The organism is Kitasatospora nipponensis, assembly GCF_039528135.1.
Classification (GTDB): Bacteria; Actinomycetota; Actinomycetes; order Streptomycetales; family Streptomycetaceae; genus Kitasatospora; species Kitasatospora nipponensis.
In genome coordinates this window covers 1-13,209 of the sequence record NZ_BAAALF010000163.1, presented here as the reverse complement: position 1 = coordinate 13,209, position 13,209 = coordinate 1, and the positions used below count along the sequence as shown (strand labels likewise).

12 protein-coding genes are annotated in these 13,209 nt (G+C 75.1%); 8 read left to right on the top strand and 4 right to left on the bottom strand.

Going from position 1 to position 13,209, the window contains the following annotated elements; all coding sequences use genetic code 11:
* Positions 1–667: ABC transporter permease subunit (locus ABD323_RS31385; RefSeq protein WP_344445428.1), on the bottom strand; the 667-nt coding region annotated here is incomplete at its 3' end.
* A 71-nt stretch (positions 668–738) separates the two neighbouring features.
* Positions 739–1,500 (bottom strand): amino acid ABC transporter ATP-binding protein, encoded by a 762-nt coding sequence (locus tag ABD323_RS31380; RefSeq protein WP_344445427.1) that lies wholly within the window; start codon positions 1,498–1,500, stop codon positions 739–741.
* 347 nt (positions 1,501–1,847) lie between these two features.
* Here ABD323_RS31380 and ABD323_RS31375 point away from each other — a divergent pair, with 347 nt between their 5' ends.
* The gene (locus ABD323_RS31375; RefSeq protein ID WP_344445426.1) at positions 1,848–2,660 is read left to right on the top strand and encodes a response regulator transcription factor; all 813 of its coding nucleotides are present in this window, start codon (positions 1,848–1,850) and stop codon (positions 2,658–2,660) included.
* 2 nt (positions 2,661–2,662) lie between these two features.
* Entirely contained in the window at positions 2,663–4,123 is a 1,461-nt protein-coding gene (locus tag ABD323_RS31370) for a sensor histidine kinase (protein WP_344445425.1), read from the top strand.
* 23 nt (positions 4,124–4,146) lie between these two features.
* Here the strand turns inward: ABD323_RS31370 and ABD323_RS31365 are convergent, their stop codons facing one another.
* On the bottom strand, positions 4,147–5,136 hold the full coding sequence (locus ABD323_RS31365) for a TAXI family TRAP transporter solute-binding subunit (RefSeq protein ID WP_344445424.1): 990 nt from the start codon (positions 5,134–5,136) through the stop codon (positions 4,147–4,149).
* Between the two features lie 102 nt (positions 5,137–5,238).
* Here ABD323_RS31365 and miaB point away from each other — a divergent pair, with 102 nt between their 5' ends.
* Entirely contained in the window at positions 5,239–6,732 is a 1,494-nt protein-coding gene (miaB, locus tag ABD323_RS31360; protein ID WP_344445423.1) for a tRNA (N6-isopentenyl adenosine(37)-C2)-methylthiotransferase MiaB, read from the top strand.
* A gap of 89 nt (positions 6,733–6,821) precedes the next feature.
* A complete protein-coding gene (locus tag ABD323_RS31355; protein ID WP_344445422.1) occupies positions 6,822–7,520 on the top strand; it encodes a class III extradiol dioxygenase subunit B-like domain-containing protein in 699 nt (232 codons plus the stop codon).
* A 66-nt stretch (positions 7,521–7,586) separates the two neighbouring features.
* Here ABD323_RS31355 and ABD323_RS31350 read toward each other — a convergent pair whose 3' ends face one another.
* Entirely contained in the window at positions 7,587–8,318 is a 732-nt protein-coding gene (locus ABD323_RS31350) for an antitoxin (protein ID WP_344445421.1), read from the bottom strand.
* A gap of 151 nt (positions 8,319–8,469) precedes the next feature.
* On the opposite strand from ABD323_RS31350, the gene miaA reads away from it, so the two are divergent.
* From miaA to ABD323_RS31330, 4 genes are all read left to right on the top strand, one after another.
* Positions 8,470–9,405: a tRNA (adenosine(37)-N6)-dimethylallyltransferase MiaA gene (gene miaA, locus ABD323_RS31345; RefSeq protein WP_344445420.1), complete on the top strand. Its 936-nt coding sequence runs from the start codon at positions 8,470–8,472 to the stop codon at positions 9,403–9,405.
* A gap of 312 nt (positions 9,406–9,717) precedes the next feature.
* Positions 9,718–10,197, top strand: a complete 480-nt coding sequence (locus ABD323_RS31340) for a hypothetical protein (RefSeq protein ID WP_344445419.1) — start codon at positions 9,718–9,720, stop codon at positions 10,195–10,197.
* 91 nt (positions 10,198–10,288) lie between these two features.
* A complete protein-coding gene (gene dapF / locus ABD323_RS31335) occupies positions 10,289–11,185 on the top strand; it encodes a diaminopimelate epimerase (RefSeq protein ID WP_344445418.1) in 897 nt (298 codons plus the stop codon).
* A gap of 177 nt (positions 11,186–11,362) precedes the next feature.
* On the top strand, positions 11,363–13,209 hold a 1,847-nt coding region (locus ABD323_RS31330; protein ID WP_344445417.1), incomplete at its 3' end, for a RelA/SpoT family protein.

Here is a 13,209-nt window from a genome sequence, read left to right as displayed (position 1 = left end):
GCGCCCGCCGGCCCGGACACCCGCCCGCCGCCGGCCGGTCCCGCCGCCTGCGCAGGACCGTCCCGAGCGCGCGTTCCAGGCCGAGGCAGCCGAGCGCGGTCGCAGCCAGGACGGCGAGGGCGCCGTACCCCTGGTCCCCGAACGGGCGCGGCAGGACGTGGCGCCCGGCGACCGCGAAGGCGCCGGCGAGCGCGGCGTGCCGCGGCAGCGGGCCGAGCAGCGCCGCCAGCGGGGCGAGCACGGCGCGGGCCGCCTGCGGCAGGACGACCAGGGTCAGGCTCTGGACGGCGGTCATGCCCAGGCTGCGGGCCGCCTCCCCCGCTCCCAGCGCGACGGTGCGGACCCCCGTGCCCAGCACCTCGCCGATCCCGCCCGCGGTGTACCCGCCCAGCGCCAGCGCCGCGCAGCCGAAGGCGGGCACCGGGGCGCCGGTGCGGGGCAGTCCGACGGCCACCACCAGGAGCAGCAGCGCCGGCGGGGTGTGCCGTGCGAGTCCGGTCCACCAGGAGGAGCAGACCCGCAGGGCGGCGACGGGCCCTACCCGCAGGGCCGCCAGCAGGGCGCCGAGGAGCAGGGCGAGGACGGCGCTGGCCGCGGTCACCTCGAGCGTCCACAGCAGTCCGTCCCGCAGTGGCGAGCGGGTGTCGTCCGGGAACAGCGGGCCCATGCCGGCGACTCCTTCCTTCGTCCGTCGTCTCCCGCGCGGTCGGTCCCGGGCGGCGACCGGGTGACGGCCGGTCAGTGGTGCGCGACGGCGGCGAGGAAGTCCTTGGCGCGCTCGCTGCGCGGTGTGCTGAAGAACGCCTCGGGGGTGCGGTCCTCGAGGATCCGGCCGTCGGCCATGAAGAGCACCCGGTGGGCGGCGGAGCGCGCGAAGCCCAGCTCGTGGGTGGCCACGACCATCGTGCGGCCCTCGGCCGCCAGGGTGTGCATGACGTCCAGCACCTCGGCGGTCATCTCCGGGTCGAGCGCGGAGGTCGGCTGGTCGAAGAGCAGCATCCGGGGCTCCATCGCCAGCGCCCGGGCGATCGCCACCCGCTGCTGCTGGCCGCCCGAGAGCCCGGCCGGGTACCTGTCGGCGTGGGCGCCGACCCCGACCCGTTCCAGCAGGGCCCGGGCGGAGGCCTCGGCGACCGCGCGCGGGGTGCGGCGCACCGTGACCTGGGGCAGCACCACGTTCTCCAGCACGGTGCGGTGCGCGAAGAGGTGGAAGCCCCGGAAGACCATGCCGATCTCGGCCCGCAACCGGTCCAGGGCCCGGCCGCGGGTGGGCAGCGGCCGGCCGTCGACGGTGATGGTGCCCGCGTCGATCCGCTCCAGCCGGTTGATGGTGCGGCAGAGCGTCGAGGTGCCGGAGTCACGGGGGCCGATCACCGCCACCACTTCGCCGTGGTGGATCGTCAGGTCGATGTCCTGGAGCACGTGGAGGGCGTCGCGGTACTTGTTCACGCCGGTCAGCACGACCAGCGGGACGGGGCAGTCCGTCGTGCTCTGGCTCATCGCGCCCCGGCTCCCTGCGTAGCGGGACCAGAGGGCTCCCCGCGGCGTCGGACTGGTACCGGGGGCCGTGGGCCGGCGGAGCTCGCAGCCCCCGGTACCGCGACCCTAGGCGGGCTGACGAGTCACCGTCATGTGATCTGAGCAGAACTTGAGCATTGCGATGTGATCATCACGAAAGGGCCACAGCCCGGCGGCCCATTGACCCACCGCGATCGTGGGGCTGGTCGCATCGCCGCCGGTGGGGGAGGATGGCCGCTTCGCCGGCACCCGCAAGGGCCGCCGGCACGGCACGGCACCGGAGGGCTCCGCGATCATCGGCGGCCCGCCACGGATCGGAAGGGTGTGGGATGCGGCTGCTCCTCGTCGAGGACGACGACCGGGTCGCGGCGGCGCTGGTCGCCGTGCTGAGCCGGCACGGCTTCCAGGTGCGGCACGCGCGCAGCGGGCACGAGGCCCTGGACGCACTGGTCCCGGACGGCTCCGACCCCTACCGGGTGGTCCTGCTCGACCTCGGCCTGCCGGACCGCGACGGCTTCGAGGTGTGCAGCCGGATCCGGGCCGGCAGCGGCGTCCCGGTGATCATGGTGACGGCGCGGGCCGACATCCGCTCCCGGATCCACGGCCTCAACCTCGGCGCGGACGACTACATCACCAAGCCGTACGACATGGGCGAGCTGCTGGCCCGGATCCACGCGGTGGCGCGGCGCTTCCAGCCCGGCCCGGTGGCCGGGGCCGACCCGGAGGGGCCCGCGACGCCCGCCGGCCCCGGCTCGCTGGAGTCCTGGGGCATCGGCATCGACCGCGAGCGGCGCCGGGTGAGCGTGCGGGGCCGCGACATCGCGCTCACCCGCAAGGAGTTCGACCTGCTCGCGCTGCTGGCGCAGAGCCCGGGCGTGGTCTACCGGCGCGAGCAGATCTTCAGCGAGGTCTGGCGCAGCGGCTGGGAGGGCAACGGGCGCACCCTGGAGGTGCACATCGGCTCGCTGCGCACCAAGCTCGCGCTGCCCGGCCTGGTCGAGGCGGTGCGCGGCGTGGGCTACCGGCTCATCCCGCAGTCGCCGCCCACCGCCAGGGCCGACGCCCCGCCGGCCCCCGACGGCCCGGCCGCCCCCGAGGGCCCGGCCGGTGGCCCGCCCGGTCCGGCCGCCGGGACGACCTAGGCATGCGCACCCGCCTCCTGGGCATCCTGCTCGCCCTGATCGCCTGCGTGCTGGCCGCCCTGGGCGTGCCGCTGGCCGCCGCGATGGCCGCCGCCGAGCAGAGCCGGGTGGTGGTCGACCGGATGGACGACATGACCCGGTTCGCCCAGGAGATGCCCACCCAGGGCCTGCCCTCGCGCGGTGCGGTCGGCTCCGACCCCACCGCGCCGACCGCGCTGGACCCGCTGCAGGTCCGCGCGCTGGGCACCGAGGTGAGTACCTACGAGAGCCTCTACGGCGTGCGGATCGGCCTCTTCCTGGGGGACGGGCGCACCCCGGTCGCGGTCGCCCCGGCCGGCTGGGCGCCCTACGCCAGCCAGACCGGCGACCCGGCCGTCCAGGCGGCCCGGGACGGCCGGCGCAGCCCCAACCCCCCGCAGGTCTGGCCGTGGACGCCCGACCGCACCCTGACCATCGCCTCCCCGGTGGTGCGCGACGGCGACGTGGTGGCGCTGGTCGTCACCGAGTCACCGACCGGCCCGCTGCGGGAGCGGATCCTGCACCGCTGGATGGTGCTGGGCGCCGGCGAGGCGGTGGCGATGATCGCCGCGATCCTGCTCGCCGTGCGGCTCACCGAGTGGGTGCTGCGCCCGGTGCGCACCCTGGACCGCGCGACGCACGAGATCGCCACCGGCCGGATGAGCGCGCGGGTCGCGCCGGCCGGCGGTCCGCCCGAGCTGCGCAGCCTGGCCGGTGCCTTCAACGAGATGGCCGACCACGTGGTGCGCACCCTGGACCAGCAGCGGGCCTTCGTCGCCGACGCCTCCCACCAGCTGCGCAACCCGCTGGCCGCGCTGCTGCTGCGGGTCGAGCTGCTGGGTCTGGAGCTGCCCGAGGAGCACGAGGCGGAGCTGGTCGGGGTGCGCGAGGAGGGGGTGCGGCTGGCCCGGGTGCTGGACGACCTGCTGGGCCTGGCCACCGCCGAGGGCAGCCGGCCGCTGCCCGAGCCGGTCGACCTGGCACCGCTGGTGCTGGCCCGGGTGGAGGCCTGGCGGCTGCTGGCCGACCAGCACGAGGTCGTGCTGCGCTGTCCGCTGCCGCCGCCGGCCCGGGCGCTGGCCGACCCGATCGGCTTCGGCAGCGCGCTGGACGCGGTGCTCGACAACGCGATCAAGTTCAGCCCGCCGGCCGGCACGGTGCTGGTCACCGTCCTGGTGGACGCCGGTCAGGTGGCGGTCACCGTCGCCGACAGCGGGCCGGGGCTGACCGAGGAGGAGCTGGACCGGATCGGCGACCGGTTCTGGCGCAGCCCTCGGCACCAGAACGTGGACGGTTCGGGCCTGGGCCTGTCGATCGCGCGGACCCTGCTGCTGGCCGGCGGCGGCTCGCTCGACTTCGCCACCGGCCCGGCCGGCGGCCTGGCCGTGACCCTGAACGTGCCGCGGGCCGGGCGCGGCGAGCGGACGGCCGCCGTCAGGGCCTGACCGCCGTCAGGGCCTGACCGTCGTCAGGGCTTGACCGAGCGGTAGTACCGCCGGGCGCCCTCGTGGAGCGGCAGCGGGTCGGTGTAGACCGCGGTGCGCAGGTCCACCAGCTGCGCCGAGTGCACCTGGAGCCCGATCACGTCCCGGCTGTCCATCACGGCCTTGGTGAGCCCCTGGACCAGCCGCGGGTCGACGTCGTCGCGGGTGATCAGCAGGTTCGGCACCGCCATGGTGAGCACCGCCTGGCTCTTGGGGTAGACCCCGGCCGGCATCACCGCCGCCCGGTAGGCGGCGGTGTCCCCGTTCTGCTGGTGCAGCGCGTCGATCAGGTCGCCGACCGGCACGATCCGGATGGGGTAGCGCACCGCGAGGTCGTTGAGCGCGCCGGTGGGCAGCCCGCCGGACCAGAAGAAGGCGGCGATCTTGCCGGAGGCCAGCTCGGAGGCGGCGTCGGTCACCCCGAGCGGCTCCGGGACGATCCCGGTGTCCGGATCGATCCCGCCGGCGGTCAGCAGCTGGCGGGTCACCAGGTTCACCCCGGACTTGGGCTGGCCCACGCCCACCCGGCGGCCCTTCAGGTCGGCCACCTTCTGGACCGGGGAGTCCAGCGGGACCACCAGCTGCAGGTAGTCGTCGTAGATCCGGGCGATGGCCCGCAGCCGCTCCTTGCCCGGGCCCTGGTAGTCGGCGACCGCGTCGGCGGTGGCGAAGGCGAAGTCGTCGCGGCCGGAGGTCACCCGCTCCAGGTTGTCCACCGAGCCCTGCGAGTTGTCCAGGCGCAGGTCCGCCCCGGGCATCGCGGTCTGCAGGTAGCGGCGCAGCAGCAGCCCGTACTTGTCGTAGACGCCGGCCGGCACCCCGGTGGCGAAGCCGCTCACGCCGCGCGGGTAGGAGGCGGTGCCGCCGCCGGCCAGCCACCAGCCCGCCAGCACCCCGGCCACCACCAGCAGCGCCACGGCGCGCCAGAGCCGGCCGCTGGTCATCAGGCGTGCGAGGGAGCCGGTCGGGGTCATGGGGGGATCCTGCCAGGCGCACGCGCCGCACGGGAGGGGGTGCCGCTCGCGTGCTCGCCGCCGGGGGCCCTTCCGGCTGCCCTTACCCTTGCTGTTGTGGGTATGGGAGAGAGCTTGCGAACTTACAAGGTCGTCACGCACGGCTGTCAGATGAACGTCCACGACTCCGAGCGCCTGTCCGGGCTGCTGGAGGACGCCGGATACGTGAAGGCCGACCAGGGTGGCGACCCCGACCTGGTGGTCTTCAACACCTGCGCCGTGCGCGAGAACGCCGACAACAAGCTGTACGGCAACCTCGGTCAGCTCGCGCCGGCCAAGACCCGGCAGAAGGACATGCAGATCGCGGTGGGCGGCTGCCTGGCCCAGAAGGACCGCGAGACCATCGTGCGCCGGGCCCCCTGGGTCGACGTGGTCTTCGGGACCCACAACATCGGTCACCTGCCCGCGCTGCTGGAGCGGGCCCGGATCGAGCGCACGGCCCAGGTGGAGATCCTGGAGTCGCTGGAGACCTTCCCCTCCACGCTGCCCACCCGCCGCGAGTCCGCCTACGCGGCCTGGGTCGCCATCTCGGTCGGCTGCAACAACACCTGCACCTTCTGCATCGTGCCGGCGCTGCGCGGCAAGGAGGAGGACCGCCGCCCGGGCGACGTGCTCGCCGAGGTCGAGGCGCTGGTGGGCGAGGGCGTCATCGAGATCACCCTGCTGGGCCAGAACGTCAACGCCTACGGCTCCGACCTGGGCGACCGCGAGGCCTTCTCCAAGCTGCTGCGCGCCTGCGGGCAGATCGAGGGGCTGGAGCGGGTCCGCTTCACCTCCCCGCACCCGCGCGACTTCACCGACGACGTGATCGCCGCGATGGCCCAGACCCCGAACGTGATGCACCAGCTGCACATGCCGCTGCAGTCCGGCTCGGACAGCGTGCTGCGGGCGATGAAGCGCTCCTACCGCCAGGAGAAGTTCCTCGGGATCATCCGCAAGGTGCGCGAGGCGATGCCCGACGCGGCGATCTCCACCGACATCATCGTGGGCTTCCCCGGTGAGAGCGAGGAGGACTTCGAGCAGACCATGCACGTGGTCCGCGAGGCCCGCTTCACCAACGCCTTCACCTTCCAGTACTCCAAGCGCCCGGGCACCCCGGCCGCCGAGATGGCCGACCAGATCCCCAAGGCCGTCGTGCAGGCGCGCTACGAGCGGCTGATCGCCCTGCAGGAGGAGATCTCCTGGGAGGAGAACAAGAAGCAGGTCGGCCGGACCCTGGAGATCCTGGTGGCCGAGGGCGAGGGCAAGAAGGACGACCGGACCGACCGGCTCTCGGGCCGCGCGCCCGACAACCGCCTGGTGCACTTCACCCGGCCCGGCGAGCCGGTGCGCCCCGGCGACGTGGTGACCGTCGAGATCAGCTACGCCGCCCCGCACCACCTGCTCGCCGAGGGCCCCACGCTCGGGGTCCGGCGCACCCGGGCCGGCGACGCCTGGGAGAAGCGCAACGCCGCCCCCGAGGCCAAGCCGGCCGGCGTGATGCTGGGACTGCCCGGCATCGGCGCGCCGGCGGTGGCCGCCGCCGAGCCGGCGGGCGGCTGCTGCTCCACCGACTGAGTGCCGTGCTGACGCCGGGTCAGCCGGGCCGGGTGGCAACCGCCGCCCGGCCCGGCTGACCCGTGCCGCGCCGGGCTACAGTGATCGACATGCTGGTTGCCGCCGCCGTCTGCCCCTGCCCGCCGCTCCTGGTCCCCGAGGTCGCCTCGGGCGCCGCACCGGAGCTGGACGCACTGCGGGAGGCCTGCGGCGAAGCCGTCGCGGAGCTGCTGGCCGCCGGACCCGAGCTGCTGGTCCTGGTGGGCGGCGGGCCGCAGGCCGAGGTCTGGACCGAGGGCGGGGTCGGCTCCTTCCACCGCTTCGGGGTGAACCGCGCGGTGCGGCTGCCCTCGGGCGGCGTGGACGGTCCCGAGCTCACCCCGGCGCTCACGGTCGGTGCCTGGCTGCTGGAGCGGGCCGGCACGGAGCTGCCCACGCACGCCTGCGCGGTGCCCGCCGACGCGCCCGCCGAGCGGATGCTGGGCCTGGGCGCGGGCCTGGCCGCCCTCGCCGACCGGGTCGGGCTGCTGGTGCTGGGCGACGGCAGCGCCTGCCGCACCCTCAAGGCGCCCGGCTACCTGGACGAGCGGGCCGCCGGCTACGACGCCGAGGCGGCCCGGGCCCTGGGCGCGGCCGACACCGAGGCGCTCGCCGCGCTCGATCCGCAGCTGGCGTCCGAGCTGTTGGTCGCCGGCCGCGCGCCCTGGCAGGTGCTGGCCGGCGCGGCCCGCGGGAGGGGCCTGGGCGGGCGGCTGCGGTACGACGAGGCGCCGTACGGGGTCGGGTACTTCGTGGCCTCCTGGAGCTGAGCGCGCATCGACGGTGGGGCCGCCCCGGCGTGCTGCCGGGACGGGCCCACCGTCGACCCCACCGGCTCAGGACGGGCGGTCACCGCTGCCGGCGTCGCCCGTGGACCCGTCGCCCTGGCCGGTTCGATCCGTCTGCCCGGGCGCCTGACCCGTCTGCCCGGGGTCACCCGGCTTCTCGGCGAAGCCGTCCACCGCGCCCTTGGCCTTCTCGGTGCCGGTGGCGATCTTGTCGCTGTACTTCCCCTTGGTGGCCTTGTCCAGCGCCTCGCCCGCCTTGTCGACCAGGTCGTCGATCTTCTCGTTGTGCTGGCCGGCCAGCTGGCCGGCCTTCTCCTTGAGCTCCTCGGCCTTGCCCTTGAGGTTGTCCATCAAGCCCATGGCTTCGTCTCCTGTGTCAGGCCGCTCGGGTCGGCTCTCGCGATGGCTGTCCTGCGCCGGCTGCGCCGCCTGGGCCGCCTCGGCGACAGCGGCCACCGCGGCCGCCAGCAGCTCGGCCACGTCCGCTCCCACCGTACGGAACCCGGTGGCGCCGAGGTCCTCCTCGACCGGTCCGACCGCCGGATCCGCGCCCCGGGCCCCTTCGCCCCGGGCCGCTCCGCCCTGCGGCCCTTCGAGCTCCCCGGCCTCCGGCGCGGTCCGGGCGGCCGGCACACCGGGCAGCGGCTCCTGCGCCGCGTCCTCGGTCCGCTCCTGCTCCGTGCGGCCCTGCGGGTCCAGGACGGCGACGGCGCCGCCGTCCGTTGCCCCGGCGGCCCGTGCCCCGGCCTCGCGGCGGCGGAACCAGCTGAAAACACCCATATCTTCTCCCAAGCTACGCGGTCTGCGGCGGACCCGGCCGGTTCTGCGGCGAGCCGGTGCAGGAGCGCCGCTCATCGGGCCAACGAGCCGGACGGTGGCCGGTCACGTCCCCCGTTCGGGCGGGGCGGCGATCTTTGCGAGACTGGGCGGTGTGAGCAGCTCTCTTCCCCCCGTCCCGGTGGTCTCGGTGGTCGGCGCGACCGCGGCCGGAAAGTCCGACCTGGCCGTCGCGCTCGCCCGTGAACTGGGCGGCGAGGTGATCAACACCGACTCGATGCAGCTGTACCGGGGCATGGACATCGGCACCGCCAAGCTCACCCGCGCCGAGCGCGGTGGGATCCCGCACCACCTGCTGGACGTCTGGGAGGTCACCGAGACCGCCAGCGTCGCGGAGTACCAGAGCCTGGCCCGGGCCGAGATCGACCGGCTGCTGGCCGCCGGGCGCCCGCCGGTGCTGGTCGGCGGTTCGGGCCTGTACGTGCGCGCGGCGATCGACGAGATGGAGTTCCCCGGGACCGACCCGGCCGTCCGCGCCCGGCTGGAGGAGGAGCTCGCGCAGCACGGTCCGGGCGTCCTGCACACCCGGCTGGCCGGCCTCGACCCGGCGGCCGCGGCGGCCATCCTGACCAGCAACGGCCGGCGGATCGTGCGGGCGCTGGAGGTCATCGAGCTGACCGGCCGGCCCTTCACGGCGAGCCTGCCGAGCAACACCGCGGTCTACCCGGCGGTGCAGATCGGCGTGGCGGTGCCCCGTCCGGAGCTGGACGAGCGGATCACGCTGCGGGTGGACCGGATGTGGGAGGCCGGCCTGCTGGCCGAGGTCCGCGCGCTGGAGGCGGTCGGGCTGCGCGACGGGTTGACGGCCGGTCGGGCGCTCGGCTATCAACAGGTGCTGGCGCACTTCGCGGGGGAGTGCACGGAGGAGCAGGCGCGGGCGGAGACGGTGCGCGCCACCAAGCGCTTCGCGCGCCGTCAGGAGTCCTGGTTCCGCCGCGACGAGCGGATCCACTGGCTCTCCCGGCCCGCCGACGCGGACCCCGCCGACCTGCTGGAACGGGCGCTGGAGCTGGTCGGCCGGCCGTCCTGACGGTGCGTTTCGGCCGCGCGTGGTTTGGATCGGGCCACCTGCGCGTGCACCTTCCCTCGCTGCTGCAAGTGCAGAGGGAAGCAGCGGTTACAGGCGGATCACGTCATGGCCACGGATCACCCGGCGACCCGGGTTACGCGCTGTGAGCGCACTGGGACATGCCATTATCGAGGCAAGAGGGACCAGTCGCGCGGGCGGGTCCCGCCGTTCGCGAGTTCGTACTCGTGTCGAACTGTCAGGGGAGGCCGCGTGTCCACGGGTCCCGGCCCCGAAACCGAGCAGTTCCCACGGCGTGCGTTGGGGAGACCCGCGATGACACGCCGGTTCGACGATCCGGAGCTCGGCCTCGGTGCCGGCACCGGACTCGCCGACGAACCCTTCGACCTGCCGTCCGCCGAGCTGCTGCTCGCGGCCGACCCGGACGCCCCGCTCGGCCTGCCGGGCGGTCCGCTGGTCCTGGAGCGCGACATACGCCCCCGCCGCCGGCTGCGCTGGTGGCAGATCCTGCCGATCGTCCTGATCGGCATCGCCGGCTCGCTGATGTTCGCCTTCCCGCTGGCCTTCGGCTCGGGTGACGGCGGCGCGATGGTCGGCATGCTCGGCCTGCTGCTCACCGCGGCCTCGGTGGGCTGGGGCGCGATGGCGGCCCGACGTGCCGGGTACGCCTGGCCCGGACTGCCGCGGCGCGGCTCCGGCCGCCGGGCCGGCTGGCGGGCCATCGCCCTCTACACGCTGATCGCCTGTGTCGCCTTCGGGCTGGCGGTCCTGCGCGTCGTGCGCCTGCGCGGCTGACCCCGGCCCCGGCTTGCCGCTCCCTCGCGGCGTCCGTCTCACCATCCGTCCCGGCGATCGCTTCCGGGGGCCGGTCAGTACCATCGGCAGCGTGAGCGAAACCACCACCGCACCGACCCCCGGCCTGTCCTACTTCAAGGGCCACGGCACCGAGAACGACTTCGTGATCATCCCCGACCCGGACGGCCGGATCGAGCTCGGCCCGGCCCAGGTGGCCCGGCTCTGCGACCGGCGGGCGGGTCTGGGCGGCGACGGGCTGCTGCGGGTGGTCCGGTCGGCGCGGGACGAGGCGGCCGCCGCGCAGGCCGACCAGGCCGAGTGGTTCATGGACTACCGCAACTCCGACGGCAGCATCGCCGAGATGTGCGGCAACGGGGTGCGGGTCTTCGCGCGCTACCTGGTGCAGGCCGGTCTGGCCGAGCCCGGACCGATCGCGGTGGCCACCCGGGCCGGGGTGCGCCGGGCGGTGGTCGCCCCGGACGCGGCCGACGGCACGCCCGGTGAGGTCACGGTCGACATGGGCCGCGCCACGCTGCCCGGCCCCGACTCCATCGAGGTGGCGGTGGGCGAGCGGCGCTGGCCGGCCCGCAACGTCAACCTGGGCAACCCGCACGCGGTGGCCTTCGTCGCCGACCTCGACCAGGCCGGCAAGCTCTTCGACGCCCCCGCGGTGAGCCCCGCCGGCGTCTACCCGCAGGGCGTGAACGTGGAGTTCGTCGTCGACCGCGGCGAGCGGCACGTGGCCATGCGGGTGCACGAGCGCGGCTCGGGCGAGACCCGTTCCTGCGGCACCGGCGCCTGCGCGGTGGCGGTCGCCACGGCCCGTCGCGACGGTGTCGACCCGGCGGTCACCCAGGTGCCCGTCACCTACACGGTGGACGTGCCCGGTGGGCGGCTGTCGATCACCGAGCACCCGGACGGGCGGGTCGAGATGACCGGTCCCGCGGTGATCGTGGCGGGCGGCACGCTGGAGCCCGGCTGGCTCTGAGGGGGTCTCAGGATCCGTGCGGGCGCGGCGCTTTCCCCGTTCTCCCGGGCGCCAAATCCGCCCGTTCGGGTGATCTCGACAGCAGAGCGGAAGCACGGTCTCGCGGAACGTGTTGTGCTCGGTAGCATGGACCACCGGGGCAGCCGCCGCTCCGGTGCTCGCTGCCGGAGGTTGCGCATGACCGTCGAAACCGGCCGGCCCGCCGGCCAGCCCGAGCCCCAACCGCCCGCGCCGTCCCCCTCCTTGCCGCCGCCCGCGGCAACGCCGGTGCAGGCGTCGGTGTCCGCGCCGCCGCAGCCGTCCGCGCCGTCTGCGCCGTCTGCGCCGTCTGCGCCGCCCTCGCCGTCGCAGAGCAGGCGGCTGCTCGGCCGCACCGCGCTGGGCCGGGCCGGCCGGGCCGCGCTGCTGGCCACCGGCCGGGCCCCGGTGCCCGACGCCATCGAGCCGGTCGTCCAGGTCCACCGCCGGCACCACCCGCAGGCGGACCTCGCGCTGCTCAGCCGCGCCTACCGCACCGCCGAGGCCAGCCACCGCGGCCAGAAGCGCAAGAGCGGCGAGCCGTACATCACCCACCCGCTGGCCGTCACCCTGATCCTGGCCCAGCTCGGCGCGGAGACCACCACCCTGGTGGCCTCGCTGCTGCACGACACGGTCGAGGACACCGAGGTGACCCTCGATCAGGTGGCCGCCGACTTCGGTCCCGAGGTGGCCTACCTGGTGGACGGCGTCACCAAGCTGGAGAAGGTGGACTTCGGCGCGGCCGCGGAAGCGGAAACGTTCCGCAAGATGCTGGTGGCCACCGGGGACGACGTGCGGGTGATGGTGATCAAGCTCGCCGACCGGCTGCACAACATGCGCACGATCCGTCACATGAAGCCCGCCAGCCAGGTGCGGATCGCCAAGGTCACCCGGGACGTGCTGATCCCGCTGGCGGAGCGGCTGGGCATCCAGGTGGTCAAGACGGAGCTCGAGGACATCGTCTTCGCCACCCTGCACCCCGAGGAGTACGCCCGCACCAGGGCGCTGATCACCGCCCACGAGGCCGAACAGGACGAGCTGCTCGCCCCCTTCGCCCAGGCGTTGGCCCGGCAGCTGGCCGAGGCCAGGGTCACCGCCGAGGTGACCGTGCGCCCCCGGCACTGCGTCTCGGTGCACCGGCAGCTGCTGCGCCGCGAGGCGGCCAACGGCTCGACGCGCCCGCTCGACGTGTCGGCGGCGGCCGGGCCGGCCACCCCGCGCGCCCCGCACCCGGCCGACCTGGGCCGGCTGCTGGTGGTGGTGGAGGAGAACGCGGACTGCTACGCCGTGCTGGGCGAGCTGCACACCTGCTGGACGCCGCTGCCGGGCGAGTTCAAGGACTTCGTCGCGGCGCCCAAGTTCAACCTCTACCAGTCGCTGCACACCGCGGTCTCGGTGGACGGCGCGGCGGTGGAGGTGCTGGTCCGCACGCCGCGGATGCACGAGGTGGCCGAGTTCGGCGTGGTGGCGCTGGGCAGCCCGCACCAGCCGGGCCCCGACCCGGTGGGCCGCGACGAGCTCGACGGCACCGACCCGGCCCGGCCGGGCTGGCTGAGGCGGCTGCTGGAGTGGCAGCAGGAGACCCCCGACCCGGACGCCTTCTGGTCCACCCTGACCGCCGACCTCTCCGGGGACCGGGAGATCACCGCGGTCACCGAGGAGGGCGTCACCCTCCAGCTGCCGGCCGGCGCCAGCTGCGTGGACGCGGCCTACCAGCTCGGCGAGGAGGTCGGGCACCGGTGCATCGGCGCGCGGGTGAACGGCCGGCTGGCGGCGCTGGCCACCGCGCTGGCCGACGGCGACGTGCTGGGCATCCTCACCGAGCCGACCGCGGCCGGCGGCGCCGGGGAGCCGTCCGGGCCCAGCCCGCAGTGGCTGGAGTTCGCGCACACCCCCGGCGCGCGGATCGCCATCGAGCGCTGGCTGGCCGGCCATCCCGCACCGGCCGCCGGCACCGGCCCCGGCGCCGCGCCGGTCGGCGAGCAGACCGGCCAGCGCGCCGACCA